Origin of the sequence: Porphyrobacter sp. MBR-155 (assembly GCF_040547625.1) — a bacterium.
Taxonomy (GTDB): domain Bacteria; phylum Pseudomonadota; class Alphaproteobacteria; order Sphingomonadales; family Sphingomonadaceae; genus Erythrobacter.
This window is the reverse complement of sequence record NZ_JBEPQB010000004.1, coordinates 264,983-289,579: the sequence shown is the minus strand read 5'-3', so window position 1 is coordinate 289,579 and position 24,597 is coordinate 264,983. Positions and strand designations below refer to the sequence as shown.

23 protein-coding genes are annotated in these 24,597 nt (G+C 61.7%); 3 read left to right on the top strand and 20 right to left on the bottom strand.

The features are described from left to right. Positions 1-6 precede the first annotated feature (6 nt). Positions 7-1,443: a glutamate--tRNA ligase gene (gltX, locus tag ABIE62_RS06300; RefSeq protein WP_354324471.1), complete on the top strand. Its 1,437-nt coding sequence runs from the start codon at positions 7-9 to the stop codon at positions 1,441-1,443. A gap of 41 nt (positions 1,444-1,484) precedes the next feature. Beyond that, a complete protein-coding gene (locus tag ABIE62_RS06295) occupies positions 1,485-2,771 on the top strand; it encodes a citrate synthase (protein ID WP_354324469.1) in 1,287 nt (428 codons plus the stop codon). Between the two features lie 20 nt (positions 2,772-2,791). Here ABIE62_RS06295 and ABIE62_RS06290 read toward each other — a convergent pair whose 3' ends face one another. The 4 genes from ABIE62_RS06290 to ABIE62_RS06275 form a co-directional block, all read right to left on the bottom strand. Continuing rightward, a complete protein-coding gene (locus tag ABIE62_RS06290) occupies positions 2,792-4,201 on the bottom strand; it encodes a sensor histidine kinase (protein WP_354324468.1) in 1,410 nt (469 codons plus the stop codon). Further along, a complete protein-coding gene (locus ABIE62_RS06285; RefSeq protein WP_354324466.1) occupies positions 4,198-5,148 on the bottom strand; it encodes a hypothetical protein in 951 nt (316 codons plus the stop codon). The genes ABIE62_RS06290 and ABIE62_RS06285 overlap by 4 nt, the downstream gene beginning before the upstream one ends. Positions 5,149-5,189: 41 nt before the next feature. Then, positions 5,190-6,386, bottom strand: a complete 1,197-nt coding sequence (locus tag ABIE62_RS06280) for a hypothetical protein (protein ID WP_354324464.1) — start codon at positions 6,384-6,386, stop codon at positions 5,190-5,192. Positions 6,387-6,465: 79 nt separating this feature from the next. Beyond that, positions 6,466-6,777: an Hpt domain-containing protein gene (locus ABIE62_RS06275; protein WP_354324462.1), complete on the bottom strand. Its 312-nt coding sequence runs from the start codon at positions 6,775-6,777 to the stop codon at positions 6,466-6,468. A 69-nt stretch (positions 6,778-6,846) separates the two neighbouring features. On the opposite strand from ABIE62_RS06275, the gene ABIE62_RS06270 reads away from it, so the two are divergent. Further along, positions 6,847-9,228, top strand: coding sequence for a coiled-coil domain-containing protein (locus ABIE62_RS06270; RefSeq protein ID WP_354324461.1), 2,382 nt, complete (start codon positions 6,847-6,849; stop codon positions 9,226-9,228). A 98-nt stretch (positions 9,229-9,326) separates the two neighbouring features. On the opposite strand, the gene ABIE62_RS06265 is transcribed toward ABIE62_RS06270, so the two are convergent. The 16 genes from ABIE62_RS06265 to ABIE62_RS06190 all read right to left on the bottom strand — a co-directional run bounded on the left by ABIE62_RS06265 (position 9,327) and on the right by ABIE62_RS06190 (position 24,571). Then, positions 9,327-9,611, bottom strand: coding sequence for a DUF1467 family protein (locus tag ABIE62_RS06265; RefSeq protein ID WP_354324460.1), 285 nt, complete (start codon positions 9,609-9,611; stop codon positions 9,327-9,329). Then, positions 9,611-11,266, bottom strand: a complete 1,656-nt coding sequence (locus ABIE62_RS06260) for a ribonuclease J (RefSeq protein ID WP_354324459.1) — start codon at positions 11,264-11,266, stop codon at positions 9,611-9,613. Before ABIE62_RS06260 ends, ABIE62_RS06265 begins: the two co-directional genes overlap by 1 nt. 38 nt (positions 11,267-11,304) lie before the next feature. Next, complete coding sequence (locus ABIE62_RS06255) at positions 11,305-12,099, bottom strand: type III pantothenate kinase (protein WP_354324458.1); 795 nt, start codon at positions 12,097-12,099, stop codon at positions 11,305-11,307. Positions 12,100-12,128: 29 nt separating this feature from the next. Then, complete coding sequence (locus tag ABIE62_RS06250; protein WP_354324457.1) at positions 12,129-12,854, bottom strand: biotin--[acetyl-CoA-carboxylase] ligase; 726 nt, start codon at positions 12,852-12,854, stop codon at positions 12,129-12,131. Further along, positions 12,851-14,329, bottom strand: a complete 1,479-nt coding sequence (gene nuoN / locus ABIE62_RS06245) for an NADH-quinone oxidoreductase subunit NuoN (RefSeq protein ID WP_354324456.1) — start codon at positions 14,327-14,329, stop codon at positions 12,851-12,853. The genes ABIE62_RS06250 and nuoN overlap by 4 nt, the downstream gene beginning before the upstream one ends. Beyond that, a complete protein-coding gene (locus ABIE62_RS06240; RefSeq protein WP_354324455.1) occupies positions 14,329-15,894 on the bottom strand; it encodes an NADH-quinone oxidoreductase subunit M in 1,566 nt (521 codons plus the stop codon). The genes nuoN and ABIE62_RS06240 overlap by 1 nt, the downstream gene beginning before the upstream one ends. Before the next feature lie 14 nt (positions 15,895-15,908). Then, a complete protein-coding gene (gene nuoL / locus ABIE62_RS06235; protein WP_354324454.1) occupies positions 15,909-17,903 on the bottom strand; it encodes an NADH-quinone oxidoreductase subunit L in 1,995 nt (664 codons plus the stop codon). A 7-nt stretch (positions 17,904-17,910) separates the two neighbouring features. Next, on the bottom strand, positions 17,911-18,228 hold the full coding sequence (gene nuoK, locus ABIE62_RS06230) for an NADH-quinone oxidoreductase subunit NuoK (protein ID WP_354324532.1): 318 nt from the start codon (positions 18,226-18,228) through the stop codon (positions 17,911-17,913). Next, on the bottom strand, positions 18,228-18,851 hold the full coding sequence (locus ABIE62_RS06225) for an NADH-quinone oxidoreductase subunit J (protein ID WP_354324453.1): 624 nt from the start codon (positions 18,849-18,851) through the stop codon (positions 18,228-18,230). Before ABIE62_RS06225 ends, nuoK begins: the two co-directional genes overlap by 1 nt. Positions 18,852-18,998: 147 nt before the next feature. Next, a complete protein-coding gene (gene nuoI, locus ABIE62_RS06220; RefSeq protein WP_354324452.1) occupies positions 18,999-19,487 on the bottom strand; it encodes an NADH-quinone oxidoreductase subunit NuoI in 489 nt (162 codons plus the stop codon). Continuing rightward, a complete protein-coding gene (gene nuoH, locus ABIE62_RS06215; protein ID WP_354324451.1) occupies positions 19,484-20,530 on the bottom strand; it encodes an NADH-quinone oxidoreductase subunit NuoH in 1,047 nt (348 codons plus the stop codon). Before nuoH ends, nuoI begins: the two co-directional genes overlap by 4 nt. A 139-nt stretch (positions 20,531-20,669) precedes the next feature. After that, positions 20,670-22,688 (bottom strand): NADH-quinone oxidoreductase subunit NuoG, encoded by a 2,019-nt coding sequence (gene nuoG, locus ABIE62_RS06210; protein WP_354324450.1) that lies wholly within the window; start codon positions 22,686-22,688, stop codon positions 20,670-20,672. Next, positions 22,688-22,966, bottom strand: a complete 279-nt coding sequence (locus ABIE62_RS06205) for a hypothetical protein (RefSeq protein ID WP_354324449.1) — start codon at positions 22,964-22,966, stop codon at positions 22,688-22,690. Before ABIE62_RS06205 ends, nuoG begins: the two co-directional genes overlap by 1 nt. Continuing rightward, entirely contained in the window at positions 22,963-24,255 is a 1,293-nt protein-coding gene (gene nuoF / locus ABIE62_RS06200) for an NADH-quinone oxidoreductase subunit NuoF (protein WP_354324448.1), read from the bottom strand. Before nuoF ends, ABIE62_RS06205 begins: the two co-directional genes overlap by 4 nt. Further along, positions 24,255-24,431, bottom strand: a complete 177-nt coding sequence (locus ABIE62_RS06195; RefSeq protein WP_354324447.1) for a hypothetical protein — start codon at positions 24,429-24,431, stop codon at positions 24,255-24,257. The genes nuoF and ABIE62_RS06195 overlap by 1 nt, the downstream gene beginning before the upstream one ends. Beyond that, positions 24,428-24,571 (bottom strand): hypothetical protein, encoded by a 144-nt coding sequence (locus tag ABIE62_RS06190; RefSeq protein WP_354324446.1) that lies wholly within the window; start codon positions 24,569-24,571, stop codon positions 24,428-24,430. Before ABIE62_RS06190 ends, ABIE62_RS06195 begins: the two co-directional genes overlap by 4 nt. Between the last annotated feature and the right edge of the window lie 26 nt (positions 24,572-24,597).

Here is a 24,597-nt window from a genome sequence, read left to right as displayed (position 1 = left end):
TAGCTCATGGCAAGCGAAAGCAGCACTGGCGGCAAAGCCACCGCGGCTGAGGTAGTTACCCGCTTCGCACCATCGCCCACGGGTTATCTGCATATTGGCGGCGCGCGCACCGCGCTGTTCAACTGGCTCTATGCCCGCCACCACGGCGGGCGCACCTTGCTGCGGATCGAGGACACTGATCGCAAACGGTCAACGCAGGACGCGATTGATGCGATTATCGAGGGGCTGGATTGGATTGGCCTCGATTACGATGCGCCGCCGATATTCCAGTCCGATCAGGCCGAACGCCATGCGGAAATCGCGTGGAAGCTGCTTGAGGCAGGTCATGCTTACAAGTGCTTCGCCACCCCGCAAGAACTCGAAACCATGCGCGACGAGCAGCGCGCCCAGAAAAAGCCGCTGCGCTACGACGGGCGCTGGCGCGACCGCGATCCCGCCGAAGCGCCTGAAGGCGCGCCCTTTACCATACGGATCAAGGCCCCGGTCGAAGGCGAAACCATCATCAATGATCGCGTGCAGGGCCGCGTTTCGGTCAACAATGCCGAGATCGACGACTTCATCATTCTGCGCGCGGACGGCACGCCCACCTATATGCTTGCCGCCCCGGTTGACGATCATGACATGGGCGTAACCCATGTGATCCGCGGCGACGATCACTTCAACAACGCCTTCCGCCAACTGCCGATCATCCGCGCGATGAACGCGATCGAGGGCAATTGGCCCGATCCGGTCTATGCCCACATCCCGCTGATCCATGGGTCGGACGGTACGAAATTGTCAAAGCGCCACGGGGCATTGGGCGTTGAGGCCTACCGCGATGAATTCGGTATCCTGCCCGAAGCGCTGTTCAACTACCTGCTGCGGCTGGGCTGGGGCCACGGCGACCGCGAAGAAATCACGCGGGATGAGGCGGTTGCGTTGTTCGACCTTGACGGGGTGGGCAAAAGCCCGTCGCGATTTGACCTCAAGAAGCTCGAAAACCTTAACGGTCATTACCTGCGCGAAGCCGATGATGCGCGGTTGGCAGCGCTAGTGGCTGCACGGATTGGCGAAAATGCCGACGAAGCCCTGCTGACCCGCGCCATGCCAGTTCTCAAAGTACGTGCGAAGAACCTGGGTGAAATCGTTGAAGGTGCAGGCTTTCTGTTCGCCACCCGGCCGCTGGAAATCACCGAAAAGGCTGCCAAATTGCTGGAAGGCGATGCCCGCGCAATCCTGCGAAAGATTTACGACCGCCTCAGCGCGGAAAACGACTGGACAAGCGCGGCGCTCGAAGCCACTACGAAGGCGCTGGCTGAGGAACAAGAATTGGGCCTTGGCAAGCTGGCGCAGCCAATGCGCGCGGCGCTGACCGGGACGACCACTTCACCCGGTATTTTCGATGTGCTGGTCCTTTTGGGACGGGATGAGGCTCTGGCCCGGCTCGACGCACAGGCTGCGTAAGAGCGACGGCAAGGGCAGGAAATTTGAACAGGAGACTGATCGTGGCAGACAAGCTGGCGAAACTCGAGCTGGGCGGAAAATCGCTCGAATATAATGTGCTCGAAGGCAGCACCGGCCCGGACGTGATCGACATCCGCAAGCTGTATGCGCAGACTGGCGCATTCACTTTCGACCCCGGCTTCACCTCGACTGCCAGCTGCGAAAGCGCGCTGACCTATATTGATGGTGACGAAGGCGTGCTGCTTCACCGCGGTTATCCGATTGGCCAACTGGCCGAGGATTCCAACTTCATGGAAGTCAGCTACCTGCTGCTCAATGGCGAATTGCCGAGCAAGGAAGTCCTCGACAAATTTACCTACACCATCACCCGTCATACCATGTTGAACGAACAGTTGATGACGTTCTACCGTGGTTTCCGGCGCGATGCGCATCCGATGGCGATTATGTGCGGTGTGGTCGGCGCGCTGTCGGCGTTCTATCACGACAGCACTGACATTTCCGATCCCGAACACCGCACCATCAGTTCACACCGGTTGATTGCCAAAATGCCGACAATCGCGGCGATGGCGTATAAATATTCGATCGGCCAGCCGTTTATCTACCCCGATAACAAGCTGTCTTACACCGGCAATTTTCTCAAGATGACCTTCGGCGTACCGGCCGAGGAATACGAGGTGATCCCGGCGGTGGAACGCGCGATGGACCGGATTTTCATCCTCCACGCCGACCACGAACAGAACGCCTCGACTTCGACTGTGCGGCTTGCCGGTTCGTCAGGCGCAAACCCGTTTGCCTGCATCGCAGCTGGCATCGCCTGCCTGTGGGGCCCGGCGCATGGCGGTGCCAACGAAGCCGCGCTCAACATGCTCAAGGAAATCGGCACGCCCGACAAGATCCCGCATTATATCGAGCGCGCCAAGGACAAGAACGATCCGTTCCGCCTGATGGGCTTTGGCCACCGCGTGTACAAAAATTACGACCCGCGCGCGACGGTGATGCAAAAGACCGTGCGCGAAGTGTTCGATGCGCTGAAGGTCACCGATCCGCTGTTCGAAACCGCGCTGCGGCTGGAAGAACTGGCGCTCAATGATCCCTATTTCATTGAAAAGAAGCTGTTCCCGAACGTCGATTTCTATTCGGGCATCATCCTTTCGGCGATCGGGTTCCCGACCACGATGTTTACCGCCTTATTCGCGCTTGCCCGCACCGTCGGCTGGGTCGCACAGTGGAACGAAATGATCAGCGATCCCGGCCAGAAAATCGGCCGCCCGCGTCAGCTCTACACCGGGCCAACCCAGCGCGATTACATTCCGCTCGATCAGCGCTGAGGCTGCGGCAGTCGGGGCGGCTATTGCGCGGGCAGTTCAAGCCTGAACAGTGCCCCGCCCCCTGCGGCGCTTTCGACCGTCAGACTGCCATCCATCGCTTCGGCAAGGCGGCGCGAGATGAACAGGCCGAGGCCTGATCCCTTGTCCTTGCCGCCATCGCTGTCGCGGCCAAGCCGTTCGAACTTGTCAAAAATGCGCTCTGCCTGTTCGGGCGTAACACCGGGGCCTTCGTCCGCCACGGTAACACCGACACGCCCCTCACCCGCAGGCCCGGCGGTGATCCGCACCGTGCTGCCCACCGGCGAATAGGCAATCGCATTGCCGATCAGATTGATGAGGATTTGCAGCACGCGGCGGAATTCGGCAGTCGCCACCGCCTCGCCGCGCGTGCCAGCCACTTCTATCACAATGTCGCGGTTTTGCGCGCGCACGCCGAGGATGCCCGCCGCTCGCGATGCCGCGTCGGCCAGATCAACCGGCTCCCGCGCGGTGGCAAAGCCCGGCGTTTCCACAACCTCAAGATCGGCCAGATCATCAAGCATCGCCGCGAGATGCTGCCCTGCGCTGGCGATGGTTCCGGCATATTCGCTGTATTCGTCGCGCAGCGGCCCGGCGAGGCGCGCGCGGATCGTTTCGGCATTGGCGATGATCCGCGCAATCGGTTGGCGCAGCACCGGGGTGAGCGCGGTGCCGATCAGCCGGGTTGGCGCGCTATCCTCGCTGCCTGCTTGATCCCCTTCGTCCGAAGGAACGGTGATCAACGGCTCATCCGCGATCAGCAGCAGTTCAAACCCAACAGGATTATGGGCATCAGGCCCCAGCGGGATCAAACGGATACGCCAATGCCGCTGCGATCCGTCAAAGCCGCAGTGTGCGCCATCGAGCAAGCGCCAGTGCAACGGTTGATAGTGGCTGACCGCGCTGAGATTGACCAAGTCGCTCCAAACCGCCCCGGGCTGCGCTGTCGCCGCTGCCTGCAAGTCCGCCGCATCCGGTGCAATTGCGCTCAGCACCTGCACGCGCTGGCTTGCATCGAGCCGCGCGGTCACTTCCGCAGTGGCGCGATCAATCGCATCAATCTTTTCGGCAAATTCACGGTTGCTCGGCGGAGCCAGTGCGCTGCGCTGCCAATTGTCGATCAGCACCTCGCACCCGCCGCCATCAGCTTCGGTCAGCGGATGAATTCGCGCAAACCCGGAGATCATGGCATCGCCATCAAAGGCACTGAAACTGCGCGCGATGCGCAACCCCATGCGGCGCGATTGCCGGACCAGTTCCAGCAATTCGGGGATTGCCAGCGTTCCCGGCAGATCACCGCCGCAGCGCTCCTGCAATTCAGCCAGCTGCTCATCAGCGCTCAACAGGCGGTCGTGCGCATCGGTGAGCCCGCAGGTGCCCAGCAGATTGTCGTGCCGGTCGATGGTGTTCATGATGCCGCTCTGCTTGCCGCCAGCATGGTCGCAGCGTGTTCGGGCGATAGCGTGGCAATCGCGCGCGGCATCCGGGCGGCAGGCTCAACCAGCAGATATTGCCGTTCGATCTCAGGCAAGGAAAGTCCGGCCGATCTCAATGCCAGGGCTAGCCGAGCGCCCTGCCCTTCGTGACAGGCCAGCACCACCGATTCTCTCGGCTGGCGGGTTTGTGCAGCTAGCGCGCTCGAAAACAAGGCAAGTCCGGCGTGGTCTATCGCCATTGCCGCCACCGCCCCGCGCCGCATCGCCGCGACAAGACGCGCAAGCAGCCCGAGCCGGCTGGCGGCCTCATCATAACGCAGCGGCACCCGTTCGAGCGCGGCGCGCGCCGTGTCATCGGCCGCATGGCGCAGGCCAATCGCGATCACCGCATGGAAAAGCTCAGCCGGAAGTTCGCCCAAGGGCAACTCCATCCGGCGCTGGCTCTGGATAAAGCGCGACTGCGCGGCCAGCGCGCTCATCGCCAGACTGGCAATCGCAGGGTCATCGGACGCGATCAGTTCCTGCAATAGCGGGCTGAGCACCGGGTCGATGGCGCGGCGCAACTGGAACTTTTCCGCAAGCAGGCCCTCATTGGCAAGCGCATGACAGAAGCTGAGCAGCGGCTCGTCACGCATCAAGCGATCGGCCCAGAAATCGATCATCGCCGGATCGGCCAGCGATGGCGAACGAGCGGCGGGATCACGTCCGGCCATCGCGGCCAGCAATTGTGCGGCGCAATCCACCACCATGCCGCGCACCCGCGCAAGGATAGCGTCGCGCACCAATGCATGGGCGTCACTGGCGAGCAAATGGCGCAGCACCGGGACGACCGCCGCCGCCGCGCGGTCTTCGCGCGCGAGTTCATCCCGCAGGATCGCCTCGACAGCTTGGTCGGCGGCAAGGTCCATCGTTTCTTCGCCCATCCTTGCAGGCCTAACACCTGCATAGTTAAGGCCGCGTTAGTTCAATTGTCAGCTTTGCGCAGTAGCAAAGCGGCAAGCAGCGCCAATGCCATGATTGCGACCGCCTCGGGCAGCAAACCGAAAACCGCCGCCAAGGCGAGCAACAGCAACTGGCTCGCCCGGTCGGATGCAACCGCCGCCAGCGCGGTATTGGTTGTTTTTGACGCAAGTCGTGCCAGCCCAATGGCCATCGGCCCAGATACCGCCAGCGCAGTCCATTCGGGCCAGGGGGATAGCGCAAACCATATCGCAACTGCGGTCAAAACATCCACCAAAACCCCCGCAATTGCCCCGCGCCGCCCAGCGGTGTGCTGACGCAGCAGATGCTGGCGCAGCGTCGCAAAGCCGCCCGAAAGCCGCGCTGCAAAATTGCCAAGCGCCGCCAGCGCAAGGCCGCCCGCTGCCGCCCCCAACGCCGCCGTCACCGCTCCGCCAATCAGCAAGGCGAATGCTGCGGCTGCGCCAAGCATTGGTGCCCGCATCAGGCCGCGCGGCGCAAGTTTTCGCACCAGCACCGCCGCCAGTGTCGTCAGCGGCGCGCGCCAATCCGATTCTGGCGCTGCTTTTGCAATCATGGCCTGTTCGTGCCGCGTGATCGCATCGGCGCAATCGGCCAGCAACCAAGCCTCATCCGTCAACGCATTTGCGGTTAAGCCGTGACAAGGCGTTCCAGCTTGCAGGGCGAGCCGCAGCAGCACCGAAACCGCATCGGCATCCGCAGGAAAATCAGCCAATTGTTGCACTGGCGCACCGCGCATTACCAGCAGTCCGGCCCAATGGTGCACCGCATCAACACGCTCAAAGTCGTGAGGGTGGCTGGTCGCAAGCGGATGATCGGAAGGCAGGCAGGCGACCATCCGGCGCAGGCCGAGGTCAGCCTCCACCAGCGAGCGCGCCAGCAGCGGATCGGGCACCAGCCCATCGCGCAGTATGATAAGATCATCCTCGGCCCGAACCAGCGCCGGAAGCGCGGCAAAGCCTTTCAACGCATGAAACGCGCCGCCGCCCGCCTCAACCTCGTGTTGCAGACGCAGAAGTTCACCGCGCACGTCCTCGCACAGACAGAGTATCCGTTCGACCCCCAGATCGCGCATCAACGCCACCTGCCAAGCCAGCACCGACCGCCCGGCCACAGGCAATTCGGCGCGCAATTCGCCGTTCGCGGTGCGTGTGACAGCAGCAATCAGGCCGGTGCGCATCCCTCACATCTCCGATCGAGCCACGGAAAGACTGAGGGATTGGCGGGTTCAGCGCAATCGTTCAAGCACCATCATGGGATCAGCGACGTGCGGTGCGAGAGAAACGCGCGAGCACCGCTTCGATCTCGCGGATCGCCAGCGGCTCTCCCGGTGCTGCCCGCAGTGCAATTTCAGCCGCCTGCAACAAATCATCGGCATGGAAACTTGCCGCCAGCCCCTTCAGCCGCATTGCCGCAACGTTCCAGTTGCCATCGCAGCGCGCCCGTTTGAGCAGGTCAAGCTGGCGAGCCGCGCTTTCCAGAAACGCCGCGCGCAGCTCGCGCAGCAGCACGGCATCATCGCCGGCCGCCGCCGCAAGGGTCGCATCAAGGGCTCCATTATCAAACGCCATGACACGATCATAAGGCAAATTGGGTTAAAGCGGGGTTTATCACGAGTCCGACTGTGTTATGATAGCAATATGGCAGGACGGCACCAGATGCGCGCCTTGGGGCGCAAGAGCGGGGAAAACGGCGCAACGGAGCCGGTTTCGCCGGACAATGTCGCTGATAACGCGGCATCGCCAGATACGGCGGAACTGGAGCTGTCAGAAAGCTGGATCGCTGACAGTGACCCCGCTCTGCCGACATCCCGGTTCGGGTGGGTGGCACCGACTTTGGCAATGGCAACCATTTTCGCATGGTCGGCATTTTTCGTCTGGGCGCATTGGGCAAAATTGCTTGCCAACCCTGCCCCAGATCTGTGGGCAGGCTGGGCTGTGCAATGGTCGGTACCGGTTGCTCTGGTCGGGATCGTCTGGTTGCTTGCCATGCGATCATCGCGCGCAGAAGCCAATCGCTTTGCCGCCAGCGCCGCGCAGATGAACCAGGAAAGCGCCGCGCTCGAAGCACGTCTCAAGGTGGTCAACCGCGAACTCAGCCTCGCGCGGGAATTTCTGGGCGCGCAATCGCGCGATCTGGAATCGCTGGGCCGGATCGCTGCGGAGCGGATTTCCACCCATGCAGGCGAATTGCAGGCGCTCATCACCACCAACGGCGCGCAGGTCGAGGCGATTGGCAGCGCCAGCGAAACCGCGCTCGGCAACATGAACCGGCTGCGCGATGACCTGCCGGTGATCGCCAATTCCGCGCGCGACGTCGCCAACCAGATCGGCGGCGCAGGGCGCAATGCCCAGGATCAGCTTGAACGGCTGGTGGCCGGGTTCGAGAGGCTCAACACTTTTGGTGCCGCCAGCGAAACGCAGGTGCGTAGTCTGGGTGAGCGGGTGGGTGAAACACTCACCGGGTTCGAGGATCAGCTGACCCGGATCGAAGCGCTCGTCACCCAGCGATTTGTCGCCTTGCAGACCGATGCCGAAGCCTACCGTGCCCGGCTCGACGCGCTGGAAGCCACTGCGCTCGCCGCGCTGGGCAAACGGGCACGGCAAACCACGTCCGAGATTGAGGCTTTCGACAGCCAGCTGAGTGAACGAAGCCGCGCACTTGCCGAACAGTTTGAACAGCGCCAGGCCGCGTTCGAAACTCACGAAGCGCAAGCAAGCGAACTGCTGGCACAGCGGCTTAGCGAACTTGATGATGCCCTGGCTCTGCGGCGTGAAGCGCAGATTGCCGATACTGAAAAGCTGCTGGCGCATGGCGAAGCAGTGGCAGAACGCATCGACCAGTTGGGGCAGATGATACGCGAAATTGACGAGCACGGTGAAGCTGCACGCGCCAACCTTACGACAGGCCTTGACACGCTTGGGGAACATTTGGCCGACAAACGCGCCGCGCTTGCCGCAACTGAGACACAATTGGCGCAACTCACCGAAAGCGGCATTCGCCTGCTGGAAATCATCCAGTCGGGCGCGCGCACCACACGCGAAGATCTGACCCAGTCGATCACCGGAGTCGGCGAAGCGCTCTCTGAGGTTGAGGCGCGCGCTGACACGGTCAACCAGTTGATGCTGCGTTCAAGCGAGCAAGGTAACGACCTGTCTGGCTATCTGCTGCAAACCCGCAGCGAGATCGACGCCGCCGATGAAGCGATTGCCGGGTTCCGATCACGCCTCGCCGAACAGTCAGACGACGCGCTCGCCCGCCTACAGGGCCTGCGCGGCGGGTTCGCGCGGCTGGCGGAGGAAAGCGGAACGCTCGCCGCTGACACGCAGGAACGGTTGCGCGATGCGCTCGGCACGCTGGAGACAGCGATTGCACAGGCCTTTGCCACACTTGATTCCGGTGCGCGGGAAAAGACCGCTGCGCTCGCTCAGAACCTCGGCGGCGAAGCGGTCGAGGTGCTCGAACGCGCGCTACAAAATGAAGCAGCCACGATGATCGGCAAGCTGGAGCAAGCAGCAGCCCGTGCCTCGGGCGTCGGCCGGGAAGTAACCATCCAGCTGCGCGATCAGCTTGTGCGGGTGAACGAGCTTACCGGCAATCTCGAACACCGCGTGACGCGTGCGCGCGAACTGGCTGAAGAACAGATCAATAATGACTTCGCGCGGCGCATGGCGCTGATCACCGACAGCCTCAATTCGGCTGCCATCGATATCAGCACCGCGCTGTCCACCGAAGTGGCTGACACCGCATGGGATGCCTATCTGAAGGGCGACCGCGGTATCTTTACGCGCCGCGCGGTGCGCCTGATCGACAATGGCACCGCGCGTGAGATTGAATCGCTCTACAACGCGGACGATGTGTTCAAGGCCAATGTCAGCCGCTACATTCACGATTTCGAGGCGATGCTGCGCTCGATCCTGTCGACCCGTGATGGCCACGCGCTGAGCGTGACGGTGCTGGGTTCGGAAATGGGCAAGCTCTATGTAGCGCTGGCACAGGCGATCCAGCGCCTGCGCAGCTAGAGCATCGTGCTGAAAAGTGGGAACCGGTTTTCAGCTTTTTACGATGCGACAACAAAGGCTAGAGCGGGCGACCTGCGTCAGATTTAACGCAGCCCGCTCTAGCGCGCCGCTGCTCCCGGCGGCTTGGGCATAATGTCGATATCGGCAACAGTGACCCAGCCATATTGGTAATTGGCGACGAACAGCCCGGTGAACAACGCCGCGATGATCGTTGCCCGCAACGCCACCCTGCCGGGGCGGAAATTGACCGGGGCGCTGTCCGCCTGTCCAGGTACCTTTGCCTCCCCGGCTTCATCGGCGGTGCGCACGCCGAACGGCAACATCACGAACGCGCTCATCACCCAGAACAGGAAATAGATCGCCGCAATCGAAGTGATCTGCATCAGGCAGGTACCCCCGGCATCACCACGCGCACCTGCGGTTTCTTACCCGACCAACGCTGCGCCGCACGGCGGGCGGCGAGCCGGGCTGCTTCGTGGATCACAGCTGAATCGCGTGCGTCCTTGCCCTTGAGCCGATTGATCGCAGCAAGCACGTCGCCAGCGGCCTCTTCAAGAAAATCTGGCAGGTCTTCATCCAACGGCAGGCCAATTGCCTCCACCAATGGTGCCTGCCCGCGCGCGAGCACCACCACCAGCACGCCATCTTGCGCGATCCGGCGGCGCATGGTGATCGCTTCGCCGTTAGCGCGCGCGATAATGTCGCCATCGAGCACCAGACGCCCCGCACGCACTTCGGCCAGCTTGCCCGGCTTGCCGGGGGCTAGGCGCACAAGATCGCCGTTCTTCTGCACCACTTGCGCCGGGATCCCGGCGGCTTTGCCGACCCGCGCCTGCTCAGTCATATGGCGGATTTCGCCGTGGACAGGCACCAGCACGTCTGGCCGCAACCAATCATACAGCGCCTCAAGCTCTGGCCGCCCCGGATGGCCCGAGACATGGATAAAGGCCTGCCGGTCGCTCACGGTCACAATCCCGCGCGAGGCGAGCTGGTTCTGAATCTTGGCGATCGGGATTTCATTGCCGGGGATCTGGCGCGAGGAGAATAGCACCACGTCGCCCGCAGCCAGTTCAATCGGATGATTACTATCCGCCATCCGGCCCAGCGCAGCACGCGGTTCGCCCTGCCCGCCGGTGGCGATGATCAGCACTTCGCCGCGCGGCAGGCCCATTGCGGTGTCGAAACTGACCGGCGTGGGGAAATCGTCAAGATAGCCATTATCCTGCGCGACCTCGATAATCCGGTCGAGCGAGCGGCCTGCGACGCAAATCTGCCGCCCCGTTTCGCGCGCGACCTCGCCCAGCGTGTGCAGCCGCGCGACGTTGCTGGCGAAGGTGGTGACGACGACGCGCTTGCCCTTGTGCCGCGCAACCTCTTCCATCAACCCGCGATGCACTGCGCCTTCGGAGCCGGAGGGTTCGGGATTAAACACATTGGTCGAATCGCACACCAGCGCCAGCACGCCTTCGTCACCGATAGCGCGCAGTTCTTCTTCGGTGGTGGGCTCGCCAATGATCGGTTCTTCGTCGAGCTTCCAGTCGCCAGTGTGGAAGATGCGCCCATGCGGCGTGTCGATCAGCAGTGCGTTGCCTTCGGCAATCGAGTGCGCCAGCGGCAGATAGGTTATTTTGAACGGGCCGATGTCGATCTCGCCGTGATCTTCCTCGATAATATTGAGTTTGACCTTGCCAAGCAGCCCTGCTTCCTCGAGCTTGCGCGCCACCAGATCGGCGGTGAACGGGGTGGCATAAAGCGGCACGCCCAACTCGCCCGCGAAATAGGGGACTGCGCCGATGTGATCTTCATGCGCGTGGGTCAGCACGACGGCGAGCAGATCCTTGCGGCGCTCCTCAATGAAATCAAGGTCGGCAAATACCAGTTCGACGCCAGGATATTCGTTGCCCGAAAAGGTCATGCCCAGATCAACCATGATCCATTTGCCCTGGCAGCCATAGAGATTGACGTTCATGCCAATTTCGCCGGAACCGCCGAGCGCAAGGAACAGCAATTCATCTTCGGGCGTAAAATCTTTCTTCAAGGTGTTTCCGGTTCTGTCAGGAGAGGGATAAAATAGGTTCAAGCGGTTTCGGCCTGACGCGCAAGGATGGCGAGGCCGTCCAGCGTCAGGTCAGCATCGACGTGGTCGAAAATGTCGGTGGCGTCATCGAACAATATGGCGAGCCCGCCGGTGGCTACAACCTTTGCCGGGCGGCCAATTTCGGTTTTCATCCGCGCGACCATGCCTTCCATCATCGCGACATAACCCCAGAACACGCCGATCAGCATCTGGTCTTCGGTGTTGCGGCCAATCACGCTGCGGTTGTCGGGTGCACGAATGGCGATGCGCGGCAGCTTGGCGGTTTTGCCGACCAGTGCATCGAGTGACAGGTTGATCCCCGGCGCGATTGATCCGCCCTTGTATGCACCGGTGAAATCAACCGCTTCAAACTTTGTCGCGGTGCCGAAATCAACCACAATCAGATCACCGCCATATTTGTGATGCGCAGCGAGGATGTTGAGCGCACGGTCAGCGCCCAGCGAGGACGGTTGATCGACGTCGATTGCGAACTGCCAGGCGGCTTTACCCTGCCCGGCGAATAACGGAGTGATGCCGAAATATTTCTGGCACAGCACGGTCAGGTTATGGTCGGCACGCGGCACGACGGAGGCGACAATAATCTGAGTTATCTGGTCGCGCGCAACCCCTTCGATGGCCAGCAATTGCAGCAGCCACACCGCATATTCATCGCCCGTACGGCGTGGATCGGTGGCGATCCGCCAGCGCGCGCGGGTGGTGTGCGAACCGTCCGGGCAAGGCTCGAACAGCGCAAAAACGACGTTGGTGTTCCCGACATCAGCGGCAAGCAGCATTGGGCGCACTCCTTAATCCAGTCATCATTTCAGACGATATCCCCGGCGCGAATGACACGTTCGCTGCCATCCGCCAAGCGTAGCCGCAAAGCACCATCGCTTTCGTCCAACCCCGCGAAGTTGCCGGAGAGCTGCGACCCATCGCTATCGTGGACGGTTACGGACGAACCCCGGGTGTGGATTGACAGCCCCAGAAATACTTCGAGTGTAGGGCCAATGCCAGCATCACGCCAATAGGCAAGGTTGCGGGCAAACTGCCCGGCCAGCGTTTCGGCGAAAACCGCGATTGGCACAGGATCGCTGACGTCGGCGAGCGCTACCACCTTGCGGTCGGGCAATTGCGGCGCGCGAGCAAGGTTGACGCCAACGCCGACCACCACCTGCCCGCGCACCATCTCCAGCAGAATGCCCGATAATTTGCCGTGGTTCAGCAGCACGTCATTGGGCCACTTGAGCGCCAGCCCAGCGGCGCTGTCTTTAACAATTCGACAGGCTTGGAAGACACTGATGGCTGCAACGAAGCTGAGCGAGGCCGGAGGTGGATCGTCTGTGCGCAGAGCAACCACGGTTGAGCCCATGAAATTGCCCGTGCCATCAAACCATTCGCGTCCCTGCCGCCCGCGCCCAGCAGTCTGGCGGTGCGCAACCAGCCAATGCCCTTCTGGCCATCCTTCTGCGCTGCGGATGGCCGCGACGAGGTCAGCATTGGTCGAGCCGGTTTCTTCGACCAGTCGAATGTCAGGCGAAACCGTCAAACCGCAAGGAACAGCGAGGCTGCGGCCTTGTCTGCCAGATCGGTCAGCGACGGGGTCAGCAGATAGCCTAGCGGTGAAACAATCGCCGCCGTCAGCCCTAGCAGCACCCAGTGCGCAGCGCCGCTCTTGCCTGTGACCACGCCCGCCGGTGCATCGAAGAACATCACCTTGACGAACTTGATGTAGTAGAACGCCCCGATCACGCTCGCCGCAATGGCGATGGCGCCAAAGGCGACCAACCCGGCTTCGATAGTAGCCTGAAACACCACGAACTTGCCGTAGAAACCGAGCAGCGGCGGAATGCCCGCGAGGCTGAACATGAACAGCAGCAACGCCCAGGCAATCGCAGGTCGCGTGACCGAGAGGCCCCGGATATCGGCGAAGGTTTCAAACAGCGCGCCATCTTCACCGCGCAGCATCAGCAGAGCAACAAAACTGCCAAGGCTCATCGCGACATAGATGAACAGATAGACCAGCATGGCGCTCACCCCGGTCTCGTTCGCGACCGCAAGACCCAGCAGGATGAATCCGACATTGTTGATCGACGAATAGGCCAGCAGGCGCTTCAAATTCTCCTGCCCGATCGCCCCAAGCGCGCCGAAGATGATGGAGGCGAGCGCGGTGAACATCACGATCTGCTGCCACGCATCGACTTGCGCGCCGAACACTTCAAACACCACCCGCGCGGTGAGCGCCACGGCAGCCACCTTGGGAGCGGTAGCGAAGAACGCGGTGACGGGGGTCGGCGCGCCTTCGTAAACGTCGGGCGTCCACATGTGGAACGGCACCGCCGAAATCTTGAATGCGAGGCCCGACAGAACGAAGATCACACCGAACAGCGCGCCAATGCCCATTTCTCCGGTCAGACCCGCGCGCACGGCGGTGAACGCGGTGCCGCCGGTGAAGCCGTAAAGCAGACTCATCCCGTAAAGCAGGATGCCCGATGCCAGCGCGCCGAGCACGAAATACTTCAGCCCCGCCTCGCCCGAACGCGTGTCGCGCCGCAGGATTGCGGCCAGCACATAGGCCGACAAGCTGTTGAGTTCGAGCCCGAGGTAGAGCGTCATGAAATCATTGGCCGAAACCATGATGCTCATGCCGACAGCGGCGAATAGCATCAGCACCGGATATTCGGCGCGCATCCCGCGCTCTGTGCCCGCCGCCGCACTGTTGAAAAACGCTGGCGCGACCATCAGCGCGCCAATCGCAGCAAGATAGATCAACGCCTTGGCAAACAGCGCGAAGCTATCGACCTTGATTAGCCCGCCAAACGCCAGCGTGGCCGGGCCGTCCACCCCGAAATGCAGCCCCGGCACCAGCATGAAACCCGCACCGAACAAGGCGGCTGCGGCGGCAATGGCGACAAGCCTTGCGGACTTGTCACCACCCCAAGCACCAACCAGCAACAGCGCGAGGCCCGCCGCGGTCAGCAGCAATTCTGGCGCGATCAGCGCGAAGGAGTGAGCGAAATCCATCAGTGCGCGCCCTCCTCGGCGCTCGAATGATTGGCGCCGTTTTTATGCGAAAGCGCATTGGCGGCTTCGGCGCGGGGAGCACCTGCGGTCAAAGCGGCATCGCTAGCCGGAGCCGCTGCCGCAAGCCGCGCATCAAGCACGGCAATGTCAGCGCGCATCGGGGCAAGGAAACTTTCAGGGTAAACCCCCATCCACAGCACGGAAGCGGCAATCGGGGCCATCATCAACCATTCACGCGCCGAAATGTCGCGCATCGCGGCCGCGTCTTCATGCACCTGCCCGCCAAATGCGACCCGGCGATAGAGATAGAGCATATAGGCCGCGCCCAGAATGATCCCGGTCGTCGCCACCAGCGCCACAAGGCTGGACGTCTGATAAATGCCCGCCAAGGCGAGGAACTCTCCCACAAATCCGCTGGTTCCCGGAAGGCCGATGCTCGCCATCGTGAACAGCAGGAAGAACAGCGCATAATAAGGCATATTGATCGCCAGCCCGCCGTAACGCGCAATCTCACGCGTGTGCAGCCGGTCGTAGATCACACCCACGCACAGGAACAGCGCGGCCGAAACAAGCCCGTGCGACAGCATCACGATCATCGCGCCTTCCAGCCCCTGCACGTTGAAGGCGAACAGGCCCACGGTCACAATCGCCATATGCGCGACCGATGAATAGGCGATCAGCTTCTTCATGTCTGACTGCACCAGTGCGACCAGCGAGGTGTAGACCACTGCGATCATCGACAGGACAAACACCAGCCACGCAAATTGCGCCGAGGCCTCAGGGAACATCGGCAGGCTGAAACGGACAAAGCCATAACCGCCCAGCTTGAGCAGCACGCCCGCCAAGATCACCGACCCTGCCGTGGGCGCCTGCACGTGGGCATCGGGCAGCCAGGTGTGGAACGGCCACATCGGAACCTTAACCGCGAAACTGGCGAAGAATGCCAACCACAGCCACGTCTGCGCGCCTGGCGGGAAGGAGTATTGCATCAATGTCGGGATGTCGGAGGTGCCAGCCTCTGCCACCATCCAGAACATCGCAATCAGCATCAGCACCGATCCGAGCAGGGTGTAGAGGAAGAACTTGTAACTGGCGTAAATGCGGTTGTCCCCGCCCCAAACCCCGATGATCAGATACATCGGGATCAGGCCTGCCTCGAAGAAGATATAGAACAGGAACAGATCCTGCGCCGAAAACGTGCCGATCATCAGCACTTCCATGAACAGGAAGGCCGCCATGTATTCGCCGACGCGCTTTTGCACGGCATCCCAGCTCGCCAGAATGCAGATCGGCATCAGGAACACGCTGAGCATGATCAACATCAGCGCAATGCCGTCGATCCCCAACGCCCATGTAAAGCCCGCGAACAGTTCAGCCCGTTCAGTGAACTGCCATTGCGCGCCCCCGATCTGGAAATTCGACCACAGCACCACGCCGAGAACAAAGGTGACGAGTGTCGTCCCCAGTGCAATCCACCGCGCGGCAGCAGCGCCCGCAAACAGACACGCCATCGCGCCCGCCAGCGGCACGAGCATCATCAACGACAGGATGGGTAGGCCTTCCATGACGAAGCGAGCTCCTACAGCAGAACGTAAGTGATAGCGGCGACCAGCCCGAGCAGCATGATCAACGCGTAGGTGTAGAGGTAGCCCGACTGGATCGACTTGGCGGCCACCGCGCTGCGATCAACAACCCAGGCGATGCCATTGGGGCCAAACCGGTCGATCGTGCCAATATCGCCGAGCTTCCAGAATTGGCGACCGAGCCAGAAAGCGGGTTTCACAAAAATCCGATCATACAACTCGTCAAAATACCACTTGTGGTAGACGAAGTTGTGCAAGCCGCCGAAAGTCGCGACGAACTTGGCCGGGATATCAGGCTTGGCGATATAGGCGAGATACGCACCCGCAAAGCCGAGCAGCATCACGACCAGCGCCGAATACTTTACCCAATAGGGCACAGCGTGCATGGCATGAATTAACGGCTCGTTATAAAAGATCGACCCGGCCCAGAATGCCGCATTATCGAGGAAGCTCGGCGCAAACACCTGCCCTGCCGCAACCGCGCCAACAGCCAGCAGGCCGAGCGGCACCAGCATCGACACCGGGCTTTCATGCGGGTGATAGCCGCCTGTGGTATCTTCTCCCGCCTGTTCCGGGGTCTTGTGGACGGAATGCTGGATATGCTCGCTCTCGATCCAGCGCGGCTTGCCCCAGAAGGTCAGGAACATCAGCCGCCAGCTGTAGAAGCTGGTCAGCAAGGCAGCACCAACGCCCAGCCAGAACGACATCACTGAAATCTGCGTACCGCGCGCAAAGGCTACTTCGAGCACGGCGTCCTTCGACCAGAACCCGGCAAAGCCGACGCCAAGGTGGTAAACGCCCAGCCCGGTGATCGCCAAGGTGCCCGCCAGCATCGCGTAGAAGGTGAACGGAATGCGTTTCCTCAGCCCGCCGTAATAGCGCATGTCCTGTTCGTGATGCATCGCGTGGATCACACTGCCCGCGCCAAGGAACAGCAGCGCCTTGAAGAAAGCGTGGGTGAACAGGTGGAACATCGCCGCCCCGTATGCGCCCACCCCGGCAGCAAAGAACATATAGCCGAGCTGCGAACAGGTTGAATAGGCGATCACCCGCTTGATGTCCCACTGCGTGGTGCCGATGGTAGCGGCAAAGAAGCAGGTGGCAGCACCGATTACCGTGACGACCATCAGCGCGGTCGGAGCGGTTTCGAACATTGGCGACAGACGGCAGACCATGAACACACCCGCCGTCACCATTGTCGCGGCGTGGATCAGCGCGGAAACCGGCGTCGGCCCCTCCATCGCATCGGGCAGCCAAGTGTGCAGGCCCAACTGCGCGCTCTTTCCCATCGCGCCGATGAACAGGAGGATGCACAGGATGTCCATCGTATAGAGGCGCATCCCGACAAAGGTGATGGTCGATCCGCTCATCGCCGGCGCCTCGGCCAGAATTTCGGGGATCGAAGTGGTCTGGAACACCAGATAGGTGCCGAAAATGCCGAGCATGAAGCCCAGATCGCCGACCCGGTTGACCACAAACGCCTTGATCGCGGCGGCCCCGGCGCTGGGCTTTTTGAACCAGAACCCGATCAGCAGATAGGACGCCAGCCCAACCCCTTCCCAACCGAAGAACATCTGCACCAGATTATCAGCCGTCACCAGCATCAGCATCGCAAAGGTGAACAGCGAAAGGTAGGCGAAGAACCGCGGCTGATCCGGGTCTTCCTCCATATACCCCCACGAATAGATATGCACGATTGCCGAAACCGTGTTGATCACGACCAGCATGACCGCCGTCAGCGTATCGACCCGCAAGGCCCAATCGAAGGAGAGCGAGCCGCTTTCGACCCACTTCAACACCTGCACCACTTCGGCGGTTTCAGTCCCGGCGATAAAGCCGAGGAAGATCGGCCAGCTCAGGATAGCTGACAGGACCAGCGCGCCGGTGGTGATCGACTTGGCCGCAAGATTGCCGATCATGCGGTTGCCCAGACCGGCAATCACAGCCGCCAGCAGCGGCGCAAACACGATGAGGAGGATCTGGGTCTGCACTGGTCGCTTACCCCTTCATCCGGTTGATATCATCAACCGCAATTGAGCCGCGTCCGCGGAAATAAATCACCAGGATCGCAAGGCCGATGGCGGCTTCGGCCGCCGCCACGGTCAACACCAGCATCGCGAAAACCTGCCCCACCAGATCCTGCATAAACGCGCTGAAGGCGACCAGATTGATGTTCACGGCGAGCAGGATCAGCTCGATCGCCATCAGGATCACGATCACATTCTTGCGGTTGAGGAAAATCCCCAACACCCCAAGCACGAACAAAATCGCGCCCACGGTAAGGTAGTGTTCGATACCAATCCCACCTGCACTCATCATAGTTCAACCCCTTGCCCGATCTCCGGGTTCTTCATGACGGTTGCATCTTCGGGACGGCGGCGGATCTGCTTGCCCACGTCCTGCCGCGCACGCGCACCGAGCTTCGGCGGCTGGAGGGTCAGCACAATCGCCCCGATCATCGCCACCAGCAGGATGATCCCGGCGATTTCGAACAACAGGATATACCGACCATAAAGCAGCGCGCCGAGCGCCTCGATATTGCTGACATCAGCCGCCTGCATCGCGCTGCCATCGGGCACGCCGAGCGATATTCCGCCTGCATTGTATGCGCCCACCGCCAGCAGCAATTCGGCCAGCAGCACCGCTGCAATCGCCAGCCCCAACGGGACATTGCGGATAAAGCCTGCGCGCATCGCGGCAAAATCAATGTCGAGCATCATCACCACAAACAGGAACAATACCGCGACCGCGCCGACGTAAACGATCACCAGCAGCATCGCGATGAACTCTGCGCCCACCATCACCATAAGCCCGGCGGCGTTGAAGAAGGTCAGGATCAGCCACAGCACCGAATGCACGGGGTTCTTCGCCATGATAACCATCACAGCGGCGCCGACCACGATGGTCGCGAAGAAATAGAAGGCGATGGCCTGTATCATGTCGTGTCTCCGCCGGTCCGTTACCCCGGCCAAGGCCGAAGTCCAGAAAGCGGCAATGTGATCCCTTAGTCCAAGCTAGATCCCGGCCCCGAATTCATTGGTGCCGGGATGACGAAATATTGATCCTACAACTCTCTGCGGCGCGCCCTAGCGGTAGGGTGCGTCGGCTTCAAGGTTGGCCGCGATGGCCCGTTCCCACTTGTCACCATTGCTGAGCAATTTGGCCTTGTCATACAACAGCTCCTCGCGGGTTTCGGTGGCGTATTCGAAATTCGGCCCTTCGACGATGGCGTCGACCGGGCAGGCTTCCTGACAGAAACCGCAATAGATGCACTTGGTCATGTCGATGTCATAACGCGTGGTGCGGCGGCTGCCGTCTTCGCGCGGTTCGCTGTCGATGGTGATCGCCTGCGCAGGGCACACAGCCTCGCACAGCTTGCACGCGATGCAACGTTCCTCGCCATTGGGATAGCGCCGCAGCGCGTGTTCGCCACGGAAGCGGGGCGAGAGCGGGGCTTTTTCAAACGGGTAGTTGATCGTCACCTTGGGCTTGAAGAAATACTTCAAGGTCAGCGCGTGCGCTTTGAGGAATTCCCAGAGGGTGAACGATTTGATGAGGTGGGAGACGGTGGTCATGAAAAATGCCCAATGGCCATGAGATAACCGGAAGTGGCAGCGACAAACAGCAGGCTCATCGGCAGGAACACCTTCCACCCGAGGCGCATCAGTTGGTCATAACGGTAGCGCGGCACGGTGGCCCAGATCCAGCTGAACATGAAGAAGAACACGAAGGTCTTGAGCAGGAACCAGATGATCCCCGGCACCATGTAGAGCGGCGCCCAGTCAATCGGCGGCAGCCATCCGCCCCAGAACAGCAGTGTGTTTAGCGAGCACATCAGCAGGATGTTGGCATACTCGCCGAGCCAGAACAGCGCGAAGCTCATCGAGGAATATTCGGTCTGGTAGCCCGCAACCAGCTCGCTCTCCGCCTCGGTCAGGTCAAACGGCGCGCGTGCGGTTTCGGCCAGCGCCGAGATGAAGAACACCACCCACATCGGGAACAACAGCGGATGCACCGCATAGGCGTTGATCACGCCGAGGCCGAAGCCTTGCTGCGCATTGACGATGCCCGACAGGTTGAAGGTGCCAGCAAACAGCACCACGCACACCAGCACGAAGCCGATCGAGACTTCGTAGGAGATCATCTGCGCCGAAGCGCGCATCGCCGAGAAGAACGGGTATTTGGAGTTCGACGCCCACCCGCTCATCACCACGCCGTAAACCCCCATCGAAGAGATCGCGAGGATGTAGAGCAGACCCACGTTGATATCCGCCAGCACCACGCCCGCATCGAACGGGATCACCGCCCACGCCGCCAGCGCGACGGTAAAGGTGATAATCGGCGCGAGCAGGAAGATGCCCTTGTTAGCGGCTGATGGGATGATGGTTTCCTGCAGGAAGACCTTGAGCCCATCCGCGAAGCTCTGCAGCAAGCCGAACGGCCCGACCACATTCGGCCCACGCCGCATCATGATCGCGCCCAACACCTTGCGGTCGACATAGATCACCATGGCGACGCTGAACATTACGAGCAGCGAGATGATCAGGATCCCCGCAAAGGTCGCGACGGTCCAGGCCCATTCGTAGGAGAGGCCGAGGGATTGGAAGAAAGCGGTCATCGATTCACTCCCTCGTCATTGCGAGGAGCCGCAGACGACGCGGCAACCCATGGGCCGTTGCTCTGCGACGCCGTGGATAGGGCCATGGATTGCTTCGCTTCGCTCGCAATGACGAAATTGGTCGGAGGCAGAAAATGGCTCATTCCGCAGCCTCCTTCACATCGGCCCCGTGCAGCAATTCATCCGAACAGCGCTGCATCACTTCGCTCGCGCGGGCGATAGGGTTGGTGAGGTAGAAATCCTTGACCGGATAGCCGGTGATCTCGCCCTCGGACTTCGCGCCGCTGTCCGCCTTGGGCAGCGCGCCGTAATCGGCGAGGCCTTCTTCGCCAAGAGCAGGCACGGCGGCAATCATCTTCGCCTGAAGCTCGGCAAAGCTGTCGAAGCCGACCGTGACGCCTAGCGCATCGGCGAGCGCGCGCAAAATCGTCCAGTCCTCGCGCGCATCGCCGGGGGCGAACACGGCCTTTTCGGCGAACTGCACCCGGCCTTCGGTGTTGACGTAAGTCCCGTCCTTCTCGGCATAGGATGCACCGGGCAGGATGATGTCGGCGTGATGCGCGCCCTTATCGCCGTGGTGGCCGATATAGACCTTGAGGCTCCCCGCGAACGCGCCGTAATCCATCTCGTCCGCGCCGAGGCTGAGCAGCACTTTGGGCGCGGCAGCGGCGATGTCGCCCATGCCGCCCGGAACTGTGAAATCAAGCATCAGCGAAGCCATCCGCGCCGCCGAAATGTGCAGCACGTTGAACCCGTTCCAATCGTCTTTCACCAGCCCGAACTTGTCGACCAGCTTCAGCGCAGCAGGCAGCGCGCCCTTGGCCAGCGCCGCCGCGCCGAGGATCACCGCCGGGCGCTTGGCCGCCTTCATGACGTCACCCAGTTCCTTGGGCACGCGGTTGAGCAGTTTCAGGTCGCTACCGAGCAAGGTCGCCGGATAGGTCGTTTCCCATTCCGGCCCGACCACAAAGACCTTCGCCCCCGCCTTCACCGCCTTGCGCAGCCGGACATTGAGCAGCGCCGCTTCCCAGCGGACATGGCTGCCGATGATCAGGATCGCATCAGCCGTCTCGATGCCCGCGAAGGTCGAATTGAAGTTCACCGCCGCGAGATTTGACACATCATAAGTCATGCCGGTCTGGCGCGCTTCGATCAGCTGCGAACCGCAGGCATTGACCAGCGCCTTCGCCGCAAACATCGTCTCGGCATCGAGCATATCGCCCGCCACCGCCGCAATGCTGGCTTTGTCGCCTTCCAGAGCGCCCGCGATCATGCCGAAGGCTTCGCTCCACTCAGCAGGCTGTAACCGGCCATCCCGGCGCACCCAAACCCGGTCGAGCCGCCGCTTGGTCAGCCCGTCGACCTGATAGCGGCCCTTGTCGCTCAACCACTCCTCGTTCACGTCGTCATTGACGCGTGGCAGCGCGCGCATGACTTCGCGTCCCTTGGAATGGAGCGTGATGTTCGCCCCCACCGCGTCCGACACATCAATGCTGAGTGTCTTCTTCAGCTCCCACGGCCGCGCCTCAAAGGCGTAAGGCCGCGAGGTCAGCGCGCCGACCGGACACAGGTCGATGACATTGGCGCTCAGCTCATGCGCCGCCGCCTGTTCGAGATAGGTGGTGATCTGCATATCTTCGCCGCGATACAGCGCGCCGATTTCGTCCACGCCGGCGATTTCCTCGGAAAAGCGCACGCAGCGGGTGCAGTGGATGCAGCGGGTCATGATCGTCTTGATCAGCGGACCCATGTATTTCTCGGTCACGGCGCGCTTGTTTTCGCGGGCATAACGCGAACCGCCGCGGCCATAGGCGACCGCCTGATCCTGAAGATCGCACTCGCCGCCCTGATCACAGATCGGGCAATCGAGCGGGTGGTTGATGAGCAGGAACTCCATCACCCCTTCGCGGGCCTTCTTGACCATCGGGCTATCGGTGCGGATTTCCTGACCCTCGGCAGCGGGCAGCGCGCAGCTAGCTTGCGGCTTGGGCGGGCCAGGCTTCACCTCGACCAGACACATGCGGCAATTGCCCGCGATGCTGAGCCGTTCGTGATAGCAGAAACGCGGGATTTCCTTGCCCGCCAACTCGCACGCCTGCAAAACAGTCGCGCCCGCGGGGACTTCGATTTCCTGACCATCTACGGTGACTTTAGGCATCAGTCTTCTACCACGATGTTGTTGGCGGAGCAGAGGCTAGGCGATGGCGTATGCGGACCTGTCATACGCAATCCGTAACCTTGGCGAAGGTAGTGCGCGACTTCCGCAAGCGTCGACACCTTGGTGGCGTTTGCATCTATGTTGAACTTCAGGTTGCTGTTCGGGTCATAAACCCGAAAGAACCCATCGGTGTAGCGGTAGGGCACGCGACGCTCAGTGATCCCCTTGCGAGGACCGACCTTAAACTCGTGGTCTTTATAGATGAGCGGCTCAGTCACTCCGCCGCTTCCGCAAACTGCGCGTTATGTTCGTTGATCCGTCGCTCAAGTTCCGGCCGGAAATGCCGGATCAGCCCCTGGATCGGCCACGCCGCCGCATCGCCCAGCGCGCAGATCGTGTGGCCTTCGACCTGCTTGGTGACTTCGTGCAGCATGTCGATTTCCTCGATCGCAGCATCGCCGGTGCGCAGGCGTTCCATCATCCGCCACATCCAGCCTGTGCCTTCGCGGCAGGGGGTGCACTGGCCGCAGCTTTCGTGCTTGTAGAAATAGCTGAGGCGGCTGATCGCGCGGACGATGTCGGTGGACTTGTCCATGACGATCACCGCTGCCGTGCCGAGGCCCGAGCCCAGTTCCTTCAGCCCGTCAAAGTCCATCGGCGCGTGGCGGATTTGCGCGGCGGGGACGAGCGGCACGGACGAGCCGCCGGGGATCACCGCCAGCAGATTGTCCCACCCGCCGCGAATGCCGCCGCAGTGCTTTTCGATCAGCTCCTCGAAGGGGATGCTCATCGCTTCCTCGACGACGCAGGGCTTTTCCACGTGGCCGGAAATCTGGAACAATTTGGTGCCCTTGTTGTTCTCGCGCCCGAAGGAGCTGAACCACGAGGCCCCGCGCCGCAGGATCGTCGGCGCGACCGCGATGCTTTCGACGTTGTTGACCGTTGTCGGGCAGCCATAGAGCCCCGCGCCCGCCGGGAACGGAGGCTTGAGGCGCGGCTGGCCCTTTTTGCCTTCGAGGCTTTCGATCATCGCGGTTTCTTCGCCGCAGATATAGGCGCCCGCGCCGCGGTGCATGAACACGTCGAAGTCGTAGCCCGAACCGCAGGCGTTCTTGCCGATCAGCCCCGCGTCATAGGCTTCGTGAATCGCCTTCTGGAGCGTCTCGGCCTCACGGATATACTCACCCCGCACGTAGATATAGGCCGCCCGCGCCCGCATCGCGAAGCCTGCGACCAGCGCGCCTTCGACCAGCTTGTGCGGATCGTGGCGCAGGATTTCGCGGTCCTTGCAGCTACCCGGTTCGGATTCGTCGGCGTTGATGACGAGGAAGCTGGGGCGACCGTCGCGCGATTCCTTGGGCATGAAGGACCACTTGAGCCCCGTGGGAAAACCCGCCCCTCCGCGTCCGCGCAGGCCCGAAGCCTTCATTTCCTCGATGATCGCGTCCGGCCCGCGTGCGAGCAGCGCCTTGGTGTCGTCCCAATCGCCGCGCGCCTGCGCTGCCTTCAGGCCCCAATCCTGAAAGCCGTAAACGTTGGTAAAGATGCGATCCTTATCGCCAAGCATCACTGCTTCCCTTGAGTTTTGGCGCGTTTCAGCCGCACCAGCGAAATCACTTGGAAGGCAAGTCCGAGACCCATCAGGATCACGCCCATTTCCATCTTGCCGGTCGCGCTCAACACCGCACCCAGCGCAAAGCCGGTCAGCCCGAGGACGACAAAGGCGAGCGTGAGCGAATTCATCCGATCACTCCCTGCTGCCACAGCCCTGCCAGCACCGCGAGGATGAGGATGATCACCCCCACGCGCACCAGACCCATCAGCACCTTGTAGGCGATGAAGGCGAGGATCAGCGCGCCAAGTATGGAGACGGCTTCGGTCACTTTGCAACCTCTCCCGTCACCCCAGC

What these genes read in the sequence shown, in the direction of transcription:
- nuoG (WP_354324450.1), bottom strand. Translation starts at nt 22,688, where the DNA reads ATGCCTAAAGTCACCGTAGATGGTCAGGAAATCGAAGTCCCCGCGGGC.
- ABIE62_RS06265 (WP_354324460.1), bottom strand. Translation starts at nt 9,611, where the DNA reads ATGCAGATCACTTCGATTGCGGCGATCTATTTCCTGTTCTGGGTGATG.
- ABIE62_RS06285 (WP_354324466.1), bottom strand. Translation starts at nt 5,148, where the DNA reads ATGGGCGAAGAAACGATGGACCTTGCCGCCGACCAAGCTGTCGAGGCG.
- ABIE62_RS06255 (WP_354324458.1), bottom strand. Translation starts at nt 12,099, where the DNA reads ATGCTGCTTGCCGCTGATGTCGGGAACACCAACGTCGTTTTTGCGCTG.
- nuoN (WP_354324456.1), bottom strand. Translation starts at nt 14,329, where the DNA reads ATGGATTTCGCTCACTCCTTCGCGCTGATCGCGCCAGAATTGCTGCTG.
- ABIE62_RS06240 (WP_354324455.1), bottom strand. Translation starts at nt 15,894, where the DNA reads ATGGAAGGCCTACCCATCCTGTCGTTGATGATGCTCGTGCCGCTGGCG.
- nuoI (WP_354324452.1), bottom strand. Translation starts at nt 19,487, where the DNA reads ATGACCACCGTCTCCCACCTCATCAAATCGTTCACCCTCTGGGAATTC.
- nuoH (WP_354324451.1), bottom strand. Translation starts at nt 20,530, where the DNA reads ATGACCGCTTTCTTCCAATCCCTCGGCCTCTCCTACGAATGGGCCTGG.
- nuoF (WP_354324448.1), bottom strand. Translation starts at nt 24,255, where the DNA reads ATGCTTGGCGATAAGGATCGCATCTTTACCAACGTTTACGGCTTTCAG.
- ABIE62_RS06280 (WP_354324464.1), bottom strand. Translation starts at nt 6,386, where the DNA reads ATGCGCACCGGCCTGATTGCTGCTGTCACACGCACCGCGAACGGCGAA.
- ABIE62_RS06195 (WP_354324447.1), bottom strand. Translation starts at nt 24,431, where the DNA reads ATGAATTCGCTCACGCTCGCCTTTGTCGTCCTCGGGCTGACCGGCTTT.
- gltX (WP_354324471.1), top strand. Translation starts at nt 7, where the DNA reads ATGGCAAGCGAAAGCAGCACTGGCGGCAAAGCCACCGCGGCTGAGGTA.
- ABIE62_RS06275 (WP_354324462.1), bottom strand. Translation starts at nt 6,777, where the DNA reads ATGGCGTTTGATAATGGAGCCCTTGATGCGACCCTTGCGGCGGCGGCC.
- ABIE62_RS06270 (WP_354324461.1), top strand. Translation starts at nt 6,847, where the DNA reads ATGGCAGGACGGCACCAGATGCGCGCCTTGGGGCGCAAGAGCGGGGAA.
- ABIE62_RS06225 (WP_354324453.1), bottom strand. Translation starts at nt 18,851, where the DNA reads ATGATACAGGCCATCGCCTTCTATTTCTTCGCGACCATCGTGGTCGGC.
- ABIE62_RS06290 (WP_354324468.1), bottom strand. Translation starts at nt 4,201, where the DNA reads ATGAACACCATCGACCGGCACGACAATCTGCTGGGCACCTGCGGGCTC.
- nuoK (WP_354324532.1), bottom strand. Translation starts at nt 18,228, where the DNA reads ATGAGTGCAGGTGGGATTGGTATCGAACACTACCTTACCGTGGGCGCG.